Origin of the sequence: Sutcliffiella cohnii (genome assembly GCF_002250055.1) — a bacterium.
GTDB classification, from domain to species: domain Bacteria; phylum Bacillota; class Bacilli; order Bacillales; family Bacillaceae_I; genus Sutcliffiella; species Sutcliffiella cohnii.
Genome location: NZ_CP018866.1, coordinates 3,770,262 through 3,787,000, shown reverse-complemented (window position 1 = coordinate 3,787,000; position 16,739 = coordinate 3,770,262). Strand labels below are relative to the sequence as shown.

Annotated in this window: 16 protein-coding genes and 2 pseudogenes; 13 read left to right on the top strand and 5 right to left on the bottom strand. The window is 34.0% G+C overall.

The features are described from left to right. Window positions 1–210 precede the first annotated feature (210 nt). The 7 genes and pseudogenes from BC6307_RS19150 to istA (BC6307_RS19120) all read left to right on the top strand — a co-directional run bounded on the left by BC6307_RS19150 (window position 211) and on the right by istA (BC6307_RS19120) (window position 5,614). Window positions 211–648 carry a hypothetical protein gene (locus BC6307_RS19150; protein ID WP_157076672.1) on the top strand — a complete coding sequence of 146 codons (438 nt, stop codon included), beginning with the start codon at window positions 211–213 and terminating at the stop codon, window positions 646–648. A 488-nt stretch (window positions 649–1,136) separates the two neighbouring features. Continuing rightward, window positions 1,137–1,319: pseudogene (locus BC6307_RS19145) on the top strand (IS1595 family transposase); the annotation flags it as partial. A 227-nt stretch (window positions 1,320–1,546) separates the two neighbouring features. Continuing rightward, on the top strand, window positions 1,547–1,651 hold the full coding sequence (locus tag BC6307_RS25650) for a hypothetical protein (protein ID WP_342351671.1): 105 nt from the start codon (window positions 1,547–1,549) through the stop codon (window positions 1,649–1,651). Window positions 1,652–2,008: 357 nt separating this feature from the next. Beyond that, window positions 2,009–2,287 carry a hypothetical protein gene (locus tag BC6307_RS19135; protein ID WP_094366179.1) on the top strand — a complete coding sequence of 93 codons (279 nt, stop codon included), beginning with the start codon at window positions 2,009–2,011 and terminating at the stop codon, window positions 2,285–2,287. 186 nt (window positions 2,288–2,473) lie between these two features. Further along, complete coding sequence (locus BC6307_RS19130; RefSeq protein ID WP_094366177.1) at window positions 2,474–2,752, top strand: hypothetical protein; 279 nt, start codon at window positions 2,474–2,476, stop codon at window positions 2,750–2,752. Between the two features lie 1,013 nt (window positions 2,753–3,765). Then, entirely contained in the window at window positions 3,766–3,993 is a 228-nt protein-coding gene (locus BC6307_RS19125) for a hypothetical protein (RefSeq protein WP_066417899.1), read from the top strand. A 469-nt stretch (window positions 3,994–4,462) separates the two neighbouring features. Next, window positions 4,463–5,614 (top strand): IS21 family transposase, encoded by a 1,152-nt coding sequence (istA, locus tag BC6307_RS19120; protein ID WP_235858180.1) that lies wholly within the window; start codon window positions 4,463–4,465, stop codon window positions 5,612–5,614. On the opposite strand, the gene BC6307_RS19115 is transcribed toward istA (BC6307_RS19120), so the two are convergent. The 4 genes from BC6307_RS19115 to BC6307_RS24885 are packed head-to-tail and all read right to left on the bottom strand — an operon-like array spanning window position 5,541 to window position 8,060. Then, window positions 5,541–5,858 (bottom strand): hypothetical protein, encoded by a 318-nt coding sequence (locus tag BC6307_RS19115; protein ID WP_066417896.1) that lies wholly within the window; start codon window positions 5,856–5,858, stop codon window positions 5,541–5,543. The genes istA (BC6307_RS19120) and BC6307_RS19115 overlap by 74 nt on opposite strands. 1 nt (window position 5,859) lies before the next feature. Continuing rightward, a complete protein-coding gene (istB, locus tag BC6307_RS19110; RefSeq protein ID WP_066417888.1) occupies window positions 5,860–6,627 on the bottom strand; it encodes an IS21-like element helper ATPase IstB in 768 nt (255 codons plus the stop codon). After that, on the bottom strand, window positions 6,620–7,909 hold the full coding sequence (istA, locus tag BC6307_RS19105) for an IS21 family transposase (RefSeq protein WP_066417881.1): 1,290 nt from the start codon (window positions 7,907–7,909) through the stop codon (window positions 6,620–6,622). The genes istB (BC6307_RS19110) and istA (BC6307_RS19105) overlap by 8 nt, the downstream gene beginning before the upstream one ends. Beyond that, the gene (locus BC6307_RS24885) at window positions 7,887–8,060 is read right to left on the bottom strand and encodes a hypothetical protein (RefSeq protein WP_157729289.1); all 174 of its coding nucleotides are present in this window, start codon (window positions 8,058–8,060) and stop codon (window positions 7,887–7,889) included. The genes istA (BC6307_RS19105) and BC6307_RS24885 overlap by 23 nt, the downstream gene beginning before the upstream one ends. Before the next feature lie 170 nt (window positions 8,061–8,230). Here BC6307_RS24885 and BC6307_RS19100 point away from each other — a divergent pair, with 170 nt between their 5' ends. From BC6307_RS19100 to BC6307_RS19090, 3 genes and pseudogenes are all read left to right on the top strand, one after another. Further along, a complete protein-coding gene (locus BC6307_RS19100) occupies window positions 8,231–8,572 on the top strand; it encodes a hypothetical protein (protein WP_066417878.1) in 342 nt (113 codons plus the stop codon). Further along, window positions 8,572–9,352, top strand: a pseudogene (gene istB / locus BC6307_RS19095) (IS21-like element helper ATPase IstB). Before BC6307_RS19100 ends, istB (BC6307_RS19095) begins: the two are co-directional and overlap by 1 nt. 64 nt (window positions 9,353–9,416) lie before the next feature. Continuing rightward, window positions 9,417–9,740 (top strand): UvrD-helicase domain-containing protein, encoded by a 324-nt coding sequence (locus BC6307_RS19090; protein WP_066417876.1) that lies wholly within the window; start codon window positions 9,417–9,419, stop codon window positions 9,738–9,740. A 330-nt stretch (window positions 9,741–10,070) separates the two neighbouring features. On the opposite strand, the gene BC6307_RS19085 is transcribed toward BC6307_RS19090, so the two are convergent. Continuing rightward, complete coding sequence (locus BC6307_RS19085) at window positions 10,071–10,919, bottom strand: MBL fold metallo-hydrolase (protein WP_066417874.1); 849 nt, start codon at window positions 10,917–10,919, stop codon at window positions 10,071–10,073. A 1,020-nt stretch (window positions 10,920–11,939) separates the two neighbouring features. Here BC6307_RS19085 and ltrA point away from each other — a divergent pair. The 3 genes from ltrA to BC6307_RS19070 all read left to right on the top strand — a co-directional run bounded on the left by ltrA (window position 11,940) and on the right by BC6307_RS19070 (window position 16,619). Then, window positions 11,940–13,736: a group II intron reverse transcriptase/maturase gene (gene ltrA, locus BC6307_RS19080; RefSeq protein WP_174522379.1), complete on the top strand. Its 1,797-nt coding sequence runs from the start codon at window positions 11,940–11,942 to the stop codon at window positions 13,734–13,736. Between the two features lie 479 nt (window positions 13,737–14,215). Beyond that, window positions 14,216–15,940: a hypothetical protein gene (locus tag BC6307_RS19075; RefSeq protein ID WP_244905120.1), complete on the top strand. Its 1,725-nt coding sequence runs from the start codon at window positions 14,216–14,218 to the stop codon at window positions 15,938–15,940. 130 nt (window positions 15,941–16,070) lie between these two features. Further along, on the top strand, window positions 16,071–16,619 hold the full coding sequence (locus BC6307_RS19070) for a helicase (protein WP_066417869.1): 549 nt from the start codon (window positions 16,071–16,073) through the stop codon (window positions 16,617–16,619). The last annotated feature ends 120 nt before the right edge of the window (window positions 16,620–16,739 follow it).

Sequence of the window (16,739 nt, the reverse complement as noted above, 5' to 3'; positions counted from 1 at the left end):
CTCTTTATTGTTTAATAATTATTTTCAGATTATTTTTTCGAGTTTGAAATTAATTTGAAATAGTACGTACTACTGAACAGGGGGAATGTAATGATGGTAAAAAATTATGAAAGAAAGCACTATTTTGTTGTAAGTGCAATTCTTCTAGTTGTTTTTTCGCCCTTAATTATTTGGTTGTTTCCTTATCTTCTTCAAAGGGTTCTATTTGATATGAGTGCAACTGAAACAGCATGGATGATTGAGACTCCTAAAATTACTTATCGATTTTTTATGATAGCTTGGCTATTTTTATTAATAGGTTCAGTAGCATCTTATTTCTTCTACAAGTTTAAAATTCTCATAGTTATGGGATGCTTAATTATTGCGGTTGGCATTATGTATATTGGAATAAAACCAGTAACAGTCCTAAACTCTGCTGGATTTATCTTTCATGATTCTCCTTTTGATGAAGAAATTAAATACAGTTGGGAAGATGTCGAGAAAGTCTATTTAATCATTGATGATGAAACAAATGAACAGAGCATAGAGTTTCATTATAAAGATAAAGAAACGTTTGTTATTACTAATAAGAGTGATGTTCTAAAACTAACACCTATGATTCAACATATTAAAAATACTTATGGATTTTCATTTACAAGAAAAGAATGAATATACTTTTTGTACAAAAAATTAATAATTTATATAAGAAATTATTATATAGTCATTAAGATAGGTTTAGATTATGTAATATACCTATTTACAATCTCTTACAACAACAATTGGAGCCAAAAGATGGTGCAATTTAAAAATTGGTAATTACAGATATGTTCGACTTAAAAACAGAATCTCACCTAATGAATGCATCAGTTTTTTGGCATCATTTGAAGTGACTTCTCTCAAAACTCAATAATAATCGTGGCTACGAACTTTTCTCGATTTCAGGAACAGAAAGAAATATATGACATTCTTCAAATTCTTTATCGAGGGTGCATCTATCTAGTATTTCAGAGAATGAATAAGAACAAATATTCAGGAGGTTTTTAGGTTAAGCAGAGCGTTTATCGAATTGTTAAAGGACGTAGCCAACGTTATCGGTGCAAGGCTTGTAGAAAGACCTTCATCGAGTTCTACAAATACAGTTAATTATAGAACTCGGTGACCGTTTTAAAGGTGTAGCTACAAAAAATTTGGACAACTACCTTGCTTATTTTTTGTTCATCGATAGCAGAAGTAATGAAAGTACAAAACACAATATAAAAGAGTTATTATTAACATCATTAATATTTGAAATGATAGACACTTATGATAGATTACGTTTATCAAGAGTTAATGTTCAATAAAGAATATTGAAACTTGTTGGTGAAATCATTTGTACTTTGCAAAAAATAACTTTTATGAGTTCATTAGTGCAAATGAAGAAGAGATACATCCTACAAACCTATTGCAGTCTCCTTCACAGTTCTTAATTGTTCAGGGAAATATCTTTATGTGCTATAACACTTAGAGAACACAATGGGAATTACCAGCAGGACAAAGGGAAGAAAAAGAAACACCAAAGGAATGTGCGATTAGAGAACTTTATGAAGAAACAGGACAAACCGTAAATGAGATGTACTTCGAGGGATTACTAAAAATGAAAAAACTATCGATAAAGTTTATTTTTAGTTCTTGACAAGTTAAAACCATACTCTGGAACGTCAGAAATACAATTATGGGATCTAAAAGAGAATATCGGCTGTATTGACGAAGTTGATATTAAAATATTTGACTATGTAAAATAGCCCCGAATAACAATAACAATATATCTATTGTTCTATTTATCTAGTCATAATAAATTGTGTTTTTAATTTTCAACACATTTACAGTGAATAGTAGTTAGAATTTTCTAAAGACGGAAATGTTGTTAACAACGGTAAATTGGGGATACACCGAAAACCTAAAAATGGTAAATTGTTCCTATTTAAAGCAAATGGTTAATAATGTAATATTTAATATGTTATTAATATTCAGAAAAAAGGGAGAGGATACTATGAAAAAGAAAATACTTGGTTCATTTTTTGCATTCTCAATAATCGTTTCATTATTTGCCTCAAGCGTAAGTGCTTCACCTCCTACGAGAATGTATGTATATACTGCATTACCGGAGTTTACAAAACATGCATATTACTCAGAATACAGATATGGACTTCTTTATAGAGGATGGTTAACAATAGATTATTGTGCTGATTTTGTATGCAATTATTATGGATACATTTACCGATCGGATCAACCAGTCCCATCACCATATTCACATAAGGTCATAGAGTAAGAAGCATAATGTTGTAGAGCTTTTATCTCATATAATAGAGGATGGACAAGACCTGTTGTTGTTAACAATGGTAAATTGGGATACACCGAAAACCCAAAAATAGTAAATTGTTCCTATTTAAAGCAAATGGTTAATAATGTAATATTTAGTATGTTATTAATATTCAGAAAAAAGAGAGGGGATACTATGAAAAAGAAAATACTTGGTTCATTTTTTGCATTCTCAATAATCGTTTCATTATTTGCCTCAAGCGTAAGTGCTTCACCTCCTTTGAGAATTTATGTAAGTCCTGCATTACCGGAGAGTACACAACATGCATATTACTCAGAATACAGATATGGACTCCTTTATAGAGGATGGTTAACAAAAGATTATTGTGCTGATTTTGTATGCAAATATTATGGATACATTTACCGATCGGATCAACCAGTCCCATCACCATATTCACATAAGGTCATAGAATAAGAAGCATAATGTTGTAGAACTTTTATCTCATATAATAGAGGATGGACAAGACCTGTTTGAAATTATTAATTGTGAAAAACTAATTCTGCTTGACGGCGGTTACTTGAATGCAGTAATTAGGATAATTAGGTGGGTGATTACTATTAGAAAAAAATCATGTTCTCTTATTTTTCATTCATGCTAATAATAGTAACATTATTTTTAACAGGTGTAAGCGCCTCAGTTCCTAATACTATTTGGCACGATACAACAAGATAGGTCAATACGTATTCTACTCTATTCATGTCCCAATAGAGGTTATCTACAACGAGTTTCTGGTTCTTGTATAGCCGGAACTTGCACTTATAATGGCTATCTATACCGATCAGATTTACAATATTCAAGCCCTATTAGTTAACTAAATGTCTCTAAGTGGTAAAAAGACAAGAGGCTGGATCAGAACTAGCTTAAACCATGTAAAAAGTGAAATCGCGCCGTCGATTTCACTTTTTTTGATATTTAGGAGGGCTAGATTAATACCCCTGTGCCACATATTTTCTGAAATTAACCTGCGAGATCCATTTCATTTTCAACTTTCGATTTTCCTAGAGTGAAACACAAATCAAAGCGGGCGTACATATTAGAATGGGTTGAAGAACTTTTAAACTTACTAAAACAGAATATTGATGATGAAGAGCTAGAACTTAATTTAGTGCGGGACAATGGACCTACCTTCATATGGATTGTTAAATTAAATAAAGTTAATAGAAGCAGAGGGAAAAGAAAACTTTGCAACAGATAGAAGAAACACAGGACGATGCAAAGTATCAAACCTTGTTAAATGATAAAGAGTTAAAAGGCTAAAGAACACCTGAAACCCCTCTGGTTGTTCCCAAAATGTACAATAAAAGGAATGCGAATATAATAAAAAGAGATCCAAGAATAGCATATAAAGCATTACAAAACGCAAACTTTGTATGTGAGTTAATCGGGAGCATATAACTTTTATTGCGTTAAATACAGGTGAAAATATTATGGAGGCCCATCATTTAATTCCGATAAGTAAACAAAAAGAGTTTGAATTTAGTTTAGATGTTCGAGGGAACATAGTATCACTTTGGCCTAATTGCCATAGGGCTATACATCTTACTGATAATAAATTAAAGGATGATTTGCTTAAAGCACTTTATGAAAAATTGAAGGAAAAGTTAGAGATATTTGGCTTGTACGCTTCATTGCAAGAATTATTAGAGTTCTATTAGCCTTTTTAAGTTTTCCTATCTAGCTAGTATCATGAAGTTAAATGACATATCCTTCAAGCAAGCTGAGCAGTACAACCATACTGCCCAACAAAGATATCAACCTACTCTAACTTTGTGAAATATCCCATTTAAAGTAACGTCCGTTAGTTCAACAATATAAGCATAAAAAGGAGATAAAATATGCATTGATTATTCGTTTCAAGCATATTTTTGCTTTCCGTAATTTCCACTTCTGGCTTTTAATCCCATATGGTTTGAACTGAATTTTAAAAAGAATTCACTACTGATTGGGACAAATTTGAGAGCTATAAAGTGCAAATGTAAACGCTAAACTAGAATCAACAGTTTTCCCCAACTAAAAACAAACAGATTTCCACAAATAAGAATAAACAGTTCACCAAATACTTAAACATTTTCAATATACTGAGAGTAGTACATTGAAAGTGAGGAATTAGGAGTGAACCGTTACATGAATTACTTAGACATCCATCGACTTTATAAGGAGGGGTTCTCAAAGAGTGCAATCTCTAGGAAATTGAAAATATCAAGAAATAGAGTTATAGATTATCTTAAAATGTCACCTGATGACTTTGAAGATTTCTCAAACACTTTAAAATCTCGAGAAAAGAAATTAGATCCCTTTCGGGATAAGTTGCTTGAATGGTTGAGAGAACACCCTGATCTAACCGGTGCTCAAGCATATGATTGGCTAGAAGAAAAGTTATTAGTTAAAGATGTGGCGGAAAATACTGTTAGAAACTATGTTAATGATCTTAGGGAATTCTATCATATACCTAAAGTAAGTGTACCAAGAACCTATTCAGCAGTTCCGGAACTTCCAATGGGAAAACAAGCACAGGTAGATTTTGGTCAGACCAAAGTAAAGAATACCTATGGAGAAAGTAAGAGATTATATTTTATTGCTTTTATACTATCTCATTCACGATATAAATATGTTGAGTGGCTAGATCGTCCTTTTAGAACATCCGATGTTATTAGGATGCAAGAAAATGCTTTTGATTTTTTTGAGGGGATGCCAGAAGAAATAGTATATGATCAGGATGCTTTAATATCAGTTAGCGAGAATGCAGGAGACTTAATTTTAACTGCTGAATTTACAAACTATCAGAAGTCGCGGCAATTTAATATTTATCTCTGTAGAAAGAGTGATCCTGAATCCAAAGGAAAGATTGAACAAGTTGTTAAATTTGTAAAAAACAACTTTAGTAAAAATAGAATCTTTGACAACATTACAGATTGGAATAGTGCAAGCCACGCATGGCTTAGAAGAACTGGTAACTTTAAAGTACATCATAATACAAAAAAAAGACCTTCCGAAGTGCACGCCCTGGAAAAGCAACACTTAAAGAAAGTCTTTGGTACTTACATCTTTAAAGATGTTCTTATATCAAGTATAACAAGAACTATACACAAGGATATAAATGTCAAGGTTAAAATGTACATTTTTGCTCACTTTAGAATGTACACTTTTGTTACTTTTACACTTTTTCTTTCCCCCAACCTTGTTAGATTGGGGGAAGCTGTTGTTAAAAAGTATTCATCCTTAATCGAGCTTCTAACTCATTATTTTGCTTCCTTAGAACGATTATTTCACTCTTAAGTTCATTTATTTCTTCTAATAATCTTTCAATCTTTGTTTGATCATCTATTCCTTTTTCATATACTGAGCCTTTCCATCTACACCATTCATTAAAATCGTAAAGGTCTTCTTCACAGAAGGCTTCTTTTGAAACCTTTCTACTTGGATCACTATTCAACCATTCCTGAACCCATTTGTCATCATCGTCACATTTTACTCCGTACGACCGAAAGAATTTTATCGCCTCTAATACCATTTCACTCATATTATTTATCTCCTTGTACTTTGTTTTCCCTGTTAAAATGATCTTTTAACCGATATGAGTCGCCGATAATATTAACCACTGTGGCGTGATGAAGAACACGGTCTAAAATGGCATTGGCTATTTTAGGGTCTTGAAATATTTCACCCCATGTTTTGAAGCTGGCATTTGTTGTCAAAATAGTGCTCTTCTGTTCATATCTCATATCGATTAACTGGAAAAATAACTTGGCATCTTCTGCGTCAATTGGAAGGTAGCCAATTTCATCAATAATCAGTAGCTTGTATTTCGCATAATGTTTCAGCCTGGTTTCTAAACGATTTTCAAGTTTCGCCTTTTTTAGATTTAGAATTAAATCATTACATTTAATAAAATAGGTGCTCGTTCTTTTCTTGGCAGCTGCGATTCCAATCGCTGTTGCTAAATGAGTTTTCCCTACTCCACTTGTTCCCAAAAAAACGATATTTTCTTTCTGTTCAATAAACCGTAAGGTAGTAAAGTCTAAGATTTGTTGTTTATTAATCGATGGTTGAAAGTCAAAATCAAAGTCTTTTATTTCCTTAAAATGCGGAAATGCACCGACTTTTACCATTGACCTCACCATGTTTACTTCCTTCATGTCAATTTCATAGTCCGTCAGTTTGATCATAGTGTCTGTAAACGACAATTCATTCTTGGTCATAAAATCAATGGTTTCATCGAGATGCAGGACCATTTGTTTTAACTTTAAATACTCTAAATTTTTTACAAGTTTGTTATAGCTGCTATTCATTTTTATACACCTCATTAATTGCCTCTAAGTTTTTCATTGCCAGTTCTTCTATATTCGTAGAGGACGGTAGTCCTCTTGCTAATGTATCAGCGTAATGCTCCGGCTTGTAATTAATTTTTGACTGGCGAATAGGGTGTTGGACAATTAAATCCGTGTTATAATAAACAAAGATATGGTTGTCATATACTTGTAAACGAACCGTTTTTCCGATGTATCCAGGTGGGACTGAATACTGATTGGATTTGTAAGTAACCATATTAGACGGATTTACTTTTACAGGTGTATGATCAATTCTATAGGAATCTCTTATTCGTTCATGTGGTAATGGGGATAGGAGATTTCTTTCTTTATTTATTGCTAGTATTGGGATTTTTCCTGTTCCTTGATGATAGCTATTGTTAATACGATCACATAACTTTTGGACAAATTGATAAAGCTCTTCATAATCAAACTTTCCTTGATATGCGTGAATTTCATCAAGTAGTTTCATTGGTGATTCTACTTTTCCTTTTGTCCTCGGTCTCCCAGCGATACAGGGCTTTACTTCAAATCCCATATCCTTAGAAAATTGAAAAAATTTCTCGTTTACTTTTCCTTTTTGATATTCTGTTCGAGGTTCGTCCATAATCGTTTTCATGTTGTCTGTCAGAATGGTTTTCGGCACTCCTCCAAATGCCTCAAAACTTTCCGTAAGGAATGACAATAATATACTTTGAGACTTAGAGATTGATAGGTTGTATGTACGAAACCTTGAATAGGAAAGTAATAATACATATACATTCACATATAGGATTTCCCCGTCTTTTGTAATATAGCGAATATTTTCTTTCCAATCTAATTGCGCTTGTTCTGCTGGTGGTGTTTCAAAACGGACCACTTCACTAACTGTACTCTTACGCTTCTCTGATTTAAGATAACTTTGGAATTCCGATTTACTGGATATGTATTTTCTAAAAGTTGATTGTCCACAATCTAAGCCATGATTATCTTTCAAGTATTGCCATAGAACTCTCTTGTAATAAAATTTTTGAATGGATCCTTCTGACAGAAGCAACTTTATGACCTCATAGTATTCATCCACTTTTGATGTTCTTTTACGAGTGCTTTTCGGCTTATATCCCTTTAGATATTTGTCAATCGTCCTCCGATCTACACCCATATCCCGGGCCAATTTACTCTTATTGATTTTCATCTTTAAGCTCTCCATTAATAATTTTAATTTTGGTAAGTCTGCTAAACTCTTAATTTCAATATCTGTATTAACACTGATTTGCATATGCATAATATTCTTTCACCTCTAGAATATTATCCATTAACTTATCAAAGCTGTACATTTTTAAATAATCATTTTTGTACATTCTTAAGTTAGCATTTATACAAGGACAATGTAATTCGCTACGAAGGTAATCGTTATAGTGTACCAAATGGTACATATAGACCTGACTCTCCCAATATCGCATACGTTTTCTTAGAAGGGGAAAATTTAGTAATAAAACTAAAACAAACTGGAGGAACAATAGCGAAGCATCGAGTTTCTTCAGGAAAAGGATTAATCATATCAGATCCATCTCATCGTGAATTTAGTATTAATAAAAGAGAGACTTTGATAAGACAAATAAAAGATGTGTTTGATGACAAAGAAAGAATAGAATGGTTGATTCTTAAATTAAAAGAACGGTACCCGCGTCATTTAGTTGATCAGTTAAACGTAATTCAAGGTTCCATCAAAAAGTACCCTAGCTTTAGCGAACAGGCTTTATTGGAGATGAAAAAATTAAACATGACTAGTGCAAATGACTTTAGAGATATTGCGTATTCACTTTCCATACAGAGCCAAAAGAAACCTGATATAGCGGGGCTGCCTAATGAAAAATATAAAGACATAACAGCACCAGAACGTACTGAAGATATTCATTTAAAAGTATTGGCTGGAGGTACTAAATGATGAATCAACCTTATGAAATATTACAGGATAAATGCCGTACTCTGCGTCTCGCAGAGACGGCAAAAGAATTACCAAATATACTTAGACAAGCTGAATCTAAAAACTGGACTTACCACGAGTTTATACACGAAGTATTGAGTTATGAAATGGGCTGTAGGGAAAAAAAGAATAATGAAAGATTGATGAAATGGGCTGAATTTCCCGAGAATCTAACATTTGAAAGTTATAATCTTGAAGAACAGACTGCCATTGGAGAAAAACAATTAAATGTATTAAAAGAACTCAATTGGATTGAGGAATGTTTTACATTAATTATGATGGGGCCGACGGGAGTAGGCAAAACTCATTTATCTATAGCTTTAGGAATACACGCTGTTGAAAAAGGCTATCAGGTTTCCTTCATTTCAATGAGTCAGTTAATATATGTTCTGAAATCTAGGGAGTATATTAATAAATCTAAAACACGTTATAAGAGAATTATAAATTCAGATTTAATCATTATAGATGATGTTATGTACATGACTTATGAAACGGTAGAGGCAAACCTTTTCTTCCAGTTTATTTATGATTTATATGATAAAACAGCATTTATTTTAACATCCAATAAGGGGCCAGGTGAGTGGGGTAAGTTTTTAGGAGACCCTACTTTAACAAATGCAATTTTAGGATCGTCTCTTACATCGTAGTGAAGTTGTAGCATTTAATAGTGATGGGGACAGTATTAGGATGAAATACAGAAAAACAATATTCGAAGGGAAAAATCAAACTGTTGAATCTTAATTGTGGGAAACTGTTTAAAATTAATTGTGAAAAACTGTTTAATTCTACTTGACGGTTACAGCAAATGATAGAAGCAAAGGTTTCTAGAAAGATACAGGGGTTTCTAACACACGATGATACGTTTTTATTTTCAAGTATCTTTTTACTGGAAAACCGTTTTAAGGAAATGCTTAGGAACCGGTTTAAATATGTTTTTCTGGATGAATTTCAAGATACAACACCAGCAGGCACTATATTACTAGAAGATATTTTTGGAACAGAGATTAATATTTTTCAAAAAATTGGTGATCCATATCAGACGATTACATATAATCAACCAATGCATTTCCAAGTAGTGACCCCACGATATCAGGACCGAAAAATCTTTGGGAGTTACTTATTTATTTAGCTTATGACGGAAAAGGATGGTATTTATCAATTGGAATAATAACGTTGATACTGGGATTATTTTTAATCTATAAAATTAAAAAGTAATATACTTATTAAAGTAAAGGGTGTGTTGATCCAAGAAGGGATTAGCGCTTTTTGTAGAAGTGTTATTGTACTAACGGATCAGTTTAGTTGAACAAGAGAAGGTGAATTTGTATACCCATTTGAACAATAAAACGAAGCAATTCTATTAAGAAACGCTTATCATTATCGACTAATTAAAAGCCACCTCAATTCAATTTTTAATGAGATGGCTACTGTTTATATTTGATAAATGTATTCTATAGAATTATTGTGACTGAATAATAAGGTCATTAACAAATGCTTTTATGAAAAATAATTCATTATCATTAGGGTCCCTTTTATTTTCTGCCTTAAAGAACTCTATCGCATTTTCCAGTGAGGTGGACTTTACAACTTGACTGGCTGTTGTTAACTCTTCCCAATATATGTTTATTTCATTTAAATCACAGATAGATTCATGACCAAGTAGGAACATTTCCGCATCATATTTTTGAATGTCTTTAATCATAGGTAATAACAATGATTGCTTGTAATGAAATAAAGAATTTGTGGTTGTACCATATGCACAATCACCTAAAAAAATTACTTTTTCATCAGGAATATATATGATAGTAGAGTCATCTGTATGAGTACTCTTAATTCTTTCGAGAATGCAAATTTTATTACCTAAATCAATAGTTAATTTATTTTTAAAGATTACATCTGGAGATTTCAACTTAAAACAGTCTCTGTTTGGCATATCAGTTTGTATAATCTTCATACACATAGCACTCATCTGATTAGTATTTACATACTTTTGTAGTGAACTATCGTCATAGGACAAATTTTTCCATTCTTTTATCGATTCGTTTGTTTGACTATTAACTATAACTGTTGCATCAAATTCATTCATACCTAAAAAATGGTCCCAATGTGCATGGGTAATAACGACATATTTAACTGGTGATACATTTAGGTTCTCAATTTCTAGTAAAAAGTCCTGAGCATGCTGAGGAGAATTACCAGAATCTATTATTAGACTATATCGGTCACCACATACCAGTCCTAATGTTGGTCGTTCTCTATCATCTTGATTGGATAAATAATAAATAGTATCACTTAATTTATTTAACATGTTATTTTTCCTCTCTTCTATATATTCATTCTATGAAAGAGAAAATCTACATGTTTTACTCTAATGTTATTAAAATAATTTAAGATTTTCTCATATTATTTTTTTACCATTGGACTTGTACCTCCTTGTTTCACTAAGGAAAAGTATAACATAATCCAAACTAAACATTAAGAAATTTCAAAATACTAATATTGTACTTATATAGTTAGAAGTTCGAAAATTACTGTAATAGAAGAGAAAGTGCTTGTTCAACTAAACGGGTGCGATAGCTTAATAAAGGTTATCGCCTTTCTCTTGTTGAAGTAACGGGGTAGCGCGACAAGTTTTGTCATAAGCGCTAATGTGTGAAACGACAAGGGATTTCTACGGAAATCCTAACTTTATAACCGAGGGTAGGAATGATAAAACCACGTATTTTGAAACTACCCCATTAATATTCCTGCATGCGCCATAGTTGACAGACTATGGGGTCTGGAGCACAGGTGAAGTCGGCAGAACAAAGGCTGAAGCCGTTCCTTAAGGAAAAGGTATGCCAATGGATATGCCGGATGGCTGAAAAACTATATATGGTGAGAATTTTCTTGTGGAAAAGAACAGACAAACTTCCGAACGTACGGGTCTAAAGTTACGAACAATAGGAAACTATTGTCCCATCTCACGATGGGGTGAGTGATGTGGAGTAAAAATTGCTTCTATGAAACACATTATACTGAACAATGGCGGTATCCAGCTCACAGGCTTACAGGAAGCACCTAAGTTTAGAACGGATAGCTAGGTTATGAGGGACTTGGAAAGTAAGGAACGTTGATTCAAGGGCTGTCACCCGAAACGGTTGCTATAAGTGTTACTGTGAAATGCATTTGTCCTTATGAGGGTAGGGGTATGACTGATGAAAGCTTTGTAATGAAGGTGGAGGAATAGCCCCAAGTCTGACGATAGTTAATAATTATTTTTCAAACGTGCATTGCACCGGTCGGGTAAGAATGTGGGAACATCAATTCATAAAGGAATGATGCCACAGTGCAAGCTCTACGATATTGGGATTATTATGGTATGACCGACACCTTTACAGACTTACATCAACGAGCTAAAAATAAAGAAACATTCCAGTGTCTATACGACATTATCACGTCAAGGAATAATATTTTATTAGCGTATCGAACAATTAAGTCAAACAAAGGGTCGAAGACCCCAGGTACAGATGGGAAAACCATCTTAGATATTGAGAAACGACCCGAGAACGAATTAATAGAAGAAATACAGAGACAGCTCAAGAATTATCGACCGAAGAAGGTAAGACGTAAACTAATAGAAAAAGATAATGGCAAAATGCGACCTCTAGGCATTCCATGTATCCTTGATAGAATCATTCAACAGTGCTTTAAACAAGTGCTAGAGCCAATTGCGGAAGCTCATTTCTACAACCATAGTTACGGGTTCAGACCTTTACGGTCTACTCATCATGCAATGGCAAGAGTTCAATTTCTTGTGAACCATTCAAAACTTCATTATGTTGTAGATATTGATATTAAAGGTTTCTTTGACAATATCAATCATACATTGTTAATTAAACAACTGTGGAATCTAGGTATTCGAGACAGACAAGTCCTCGTTTGCATAGCTAAAATGTTAAAAGCCGAGGTTGATGGAGAGGGTATTCCTACTAAAGGATCTCCGCAAGGTGGGTTACTATCACCACTATTATCGAACATTGTTTTGAATGAATTAGACCAATGGGTAGCGAATCAATGGGAACTCTTCCCTCTTCACAAATCCTTTAAGACTAGGGAAGGTGAACTCCTCGCAAAAAAGCGTACTCACTTAAAAGAGGGTTATATGGTACGCTATGCAGATGACTTCAAAATACTTTGTAGAGATTGGAAAACAGCCGAAAAATGGTATCACGCAGTAAAGCTATTTCTAAAAGAACGGCTAAAACTTGATATTTCACCGGAAAAATCGAAGATTATTAATTTGCGTAAACAAGAATCTGCTTTTCTTGGGTTCACTATACGTGCAAATCGTAAAGGTAAAAAACGAGTGGCTCACACTTTCGTTCGCAACGAGAAAATACAGAAAATAAAGGCTGAAGCGAGGAAACGAATCGAAATACTGCGTTCCTCACCAACAGTTCAAAATGCTTTACGCTTTAATAGTTTTGTCTTAGGTCTACATAATTACTTTAATAGAGCAACACATGTCAATTTAGCGTTCTCACGTCTTGCCTATGAAATACGTGCAATGATGTACAATCGTCTTAAGCCTATCGGGAAATACGCACATCCAACGAATCCACCACCAACCTACAAGAAATTTTATAGTTTAGGATTCAAGACTTTTAAAATTGCAGGTATTCACCTTTTCCCTATCGCGAATGTTCAGACAAAAAACGTGATTAGTTTTACACAAAGTCTAACACCATTCACGGTGAAAGGTCGAGCGCAGATTCATAAGAACTTGCACAAGAATATCAAGCAAGAAATAGCTCTTTTAATGGAGTCGAAAATCCCGACACGCAGTGTCGAATATATGGATAATCGAATAAGCCGATATAGTATGAAAAATGGAAAATGTGAAATCACAGGATTATTTCTTCAAGCACATGATTTGCACTGCCATCACTTTATTCCTATACAACTCGGTGGAAGCGACAAGTTTCATAACCTACGCATCCTTCATAAAGATGTACATAAACTTATCCATATGACAGATATAATTAAGATGAACCTACTCATGAAAAAATTGGGTATCACAGAACCGGTGCTACAGAAAATTAATAAATATCGGGAAGCATGTGAATTAGAACAAATCAAATAACCCAAAACAACAAGAGTAACTTGAAACTTATAATTAACAAAACCATCGTTAGATGGAACGCGGAATGCTAGGAAACTGGCACGTTCCGTGTGGAGCAGGGGAAAAGCCGGAGATAACTTCAAACGCTTACCTATTGCTAACGGTTAGTTCAATAAACACAACAGAATCTTAACAAATCTGAAAGTGATTTTTGGTATTGGGATTTTTTCATACAATATAAAGGCGAGTGGCTGGAAGGATGGATTCAATAAAAGCATAGTGGTTAAAAATATCAAAGCATTCCTTATCCCTTGAATGAAAAATGCCAAAAAAACGAAGAAATGCTTGAATAATGTTCCAATTTACAACATGATAATGGTAAATACATTATTTTGTTCGACTAGAGAAAGTGTGCGCCAACGTATGATGTATTGGTATGAATAATAGATACGTAGGACGTTCAGGAGGATAAAGGCATGAAAAGCATGATTAGGTTTGTAATGATTAACAGTAAACAGGAAAGCTTTGACTTTAAAGAATATACAACAGAGCTAATGGAAAAGGTTGAAATCGAATTAGCAGCAAAAGATTTAGAGTTTTATACAAATAAAGATCGAATGCGAAAATGTACTCTTGTTTTAAAGGACAAGCAGTATTTTGTTCAGTTTACTTTTATTATGACGCATGGGACTTCTCAATTGAAGGCGGACATTTCAAGGGAAGTGGAATCGAAAGATGATAAAGAGTTGCATGATTTAAAGATTAAGATAAAAGATTTAATAATAGATGAGTGGGAACAGTGTGTGTGGCTGGAGGATCGACAATCAGAGGAATTAGCGGAAGATTTATATAAGGACGTTCATTCCGTAGAAAATTCCCTGCGCCGTTTAATCAACACAATCTTATTTTATAATCTAGGCGGCGATTGGTGGGAAAAATATATGCCCACTCACTTGACTAAAAAATACAACCAAAGGAATGACCCATACAGAGACCGGGCGCCTAGCTTTAAAAACATCCATACAAATTTATTGTCTATTGATACCGGGGATTTAGTTACTATCATCTCGTTTAAAACCTACCGAGTGAAAGGAACGAATATTTTTAGTAAAGATGATTCATTTATATTTGGTTTTGCCGAACCGGAAAATAATATTGAGCGGCGGAAAGACCTTCATCGCTTTCAATACATTATGAATAATTTAATGAATGACGAAAAATCGATTGAAGGACTTCAGAAAGGTTTAACCAAAATTTTGCAAGAGCAAATGGAAGTGGACAAAGATTTTTGGGAAGACTACTTCGCGCCGTGGTTTTCTTGTAACCTAAGGGAATTCCAAGGAAAATGGGAAAATTTTAGCACGGACCGAAACCATGTGGCTCATAACAAACTAATTGATAATAAGTTGTATCAAAAGTTTAAGAAAAGCATGGGTGATCTGCTGACGCTAATTACGGAGGCAGAGGATAAATTCTCCGAACATTTAGAACAAGAAATGAACAACTTCCTGGAAGAATTGGAAGAGATGGAAGAGAGCGAATACCGTCAAAGAGAAGCTGATCTGAGAGAATTAATGGCAGAGGAAAGTGGAGTGGAAATTCGAGATGAGGATGACATCATCGAATTACTACAAGAACACATTAATACAGCTTTTGAAGAAATTAAGCAAGACATTTACTACAGAAGTGAACTTGAAATTACCTATAGTGAGCCTTTGTTAAAAGATAACGATGAAAATGTGTTTATGATTGTTCACAATGCTATTAATAATAGTATAACAGTTGATGTAGAACCTTTCATTAATGCAGAAGCAGCCGGAACAAGCAATGTGAAATTTTTAGTATATTACAACGGTGAATATCAGGAAAGTTTCGAAATTAGCTATACGAACGGCGAAGCAGAATTTAATGAAGAACAAGGTTGTTTTATGCCGAGTATACTAGACGAGTTGGATGTTTCGGCTTTAGAGGAACTGGAAACTCTTGTCCATAACTTATTGGAAGAGAAAATGCCCGAAATAGGGGAGGATATGGCTTCATTTCCTTGTGAAGAATGCCAGGGATTTGCGGTTAATATATCAAAGGAAAATGAATATACAGTAGGACACTGCTTTATCTGTGGTCATACAAATCAGGTAGGCGAGTGCATGAAATGTGAGGAACCTTTAGACGGTACAGAAGATGGATTTTGTGAAAGTTGCCAGGAATTTATAGATAAACAGTAATTTACAGTCTATTTTCTTTACAAATACGGAATAGGTTGATATTTAATAAACAGTTACTAATACAAAATTGTAAAGTCTTTCACAACGATTTTTAATAGCTTTTTATCAATTTGTAAGGGAGTGAATACGAATGCGTATAGGAAATGAAGAAACATACCCTGATTGTCCAATTATTACGAGAACGGTAGAGCTTGGTGGACTTACGAAACAGCAGCTTATACGGAGATTGCAGGAATACTCTATCCTGTTGAATGAGTATGGAGAGAGGCTATTAACCGATGAAAAATTTATGACTTCTGAAACAAAGTATAGCTTGCGGACGATTGAACTAACTGTTGCTTACCTTGGCTTCCCTGAGGGTGCTACAACTCCTCAAATCTATAAAAAAGCGAGCGAACTCGGTTTGGAATTGTGTCCACTTGAGTTGGGACCTTATCTAAGACTAGAGTATCTGGATCAGCCTGAAGGTGATTCGGGAACTTCTTTACAGCAACATCAAGCTCCAACAGGATCCATGACAATAGCAACGGAGATACTAACTGAAGACGATAATTTTCCGAAAGGCTTTTACCTTAGACGAATTAACGACGAGTTGTGGCTTCGGGGCTACATTGCTGATGATTTGCACATTTGGAATCCTAATGACCATTTTGTCTTTTGTCTAACAAAAAAGCTTTAACAAGTGAGAACTTATTAGAGCCTCCAAAATAAATATCGATCTTCAGCGATCGGGCGCGATCCAGGAACAAGGATCAGCGCTCGTTTTATATGGGTCAAAATGATAAATAGCACGGGCAGA

Bases quoted from the DNA above. Each gene is read 5' to 3' on its own strand.
- BC6307_RS19130 (WP_094366177.1), top strand. From the start codon at position 2,474: ATGAAAAAGAAAATACTTGGTTCATTTTTTGCATTCTCAATAATCGTT.
- BC6307_RS19150 (WP_157076672.1), top strand. From the start codon at position 211: ATGAGTGCAACTGAAACAGCATGGATGATTGAGACTCCTAAAATTACT.
- BC6307_RS19135 (WP_094366179.1), top strand. From the start codon at position 2,009: ATGAAAAAGAAAATACTTGGTTCATTTTTTGCATTCTCAATAATCGTT.
- BC6307_RS19125 (WP_066417899.1), top strand. From the start codon at position 3,766: ATGGAGGCCCATCATTTAATTCCGATAAGTAAACAAAAAGAGTTTGAA.
- istB (WP_066417888.1), bottom strand. From the start codon at position 6,627: ATGAATAGCAGCTATAACAAACTTGTAAAAAATTTAGAGTATTTAAAG.
- BC6307_RS19090 (WP_066417876.1), top strand. From the start codon at position 9,417: ATGATAGAAGCAAAGGTTTCTAGAAAGATACAGGGGTTTCTAACACAC.
- istA (WP_235858180.1), top strand. From the start codon at position 4,463: ATGAATTACTTAGACATCCATCGACTTTATAAGGAGGGGTTCTCAAAG.
- BC6307_RS19075 (WP_244905120.1), top strand. From the start codon at position 14,216: ATGATTAACAGTAAACAGGAAAGCTTTGACTTTAAAGAATATACAACA.
- istA (WP_066417881.1), bottom strand. From the start codon at position 7,909: ATGCATATGCAAATCAGTGTTAATACAGATATTGAAATTAAGAGTTTA.
- BC6307_RS19085 (WP_066417874.1), bottom strand. From the start codon at position 10,919: ATGTTAAATAAATTAAGTGATACTATTTATTATTTATCCAATCAAGAT.
- BC6307_RS19115 (WP_066417896.1), bottom strand. From the start codon at position 5,858: ATGAGTGAAATGGTATTAGAGGCGATAAAATTCTTTCGGTCGTACGGA.
- BC6307_RS24885 (WP_157729289.1), bottom strand. From the start codon at position 8,060: ATGTACCATTTGGTACACTATAACGATTACCTTCGTAGCGAATTACAT.
- BC6307_RS19070 (WP_066417869.1), top strand. From the start codon at position 16,071: ATGCGTATAGGAAATGAAGAAACATACCCTGATTGTCCAATTATTACG.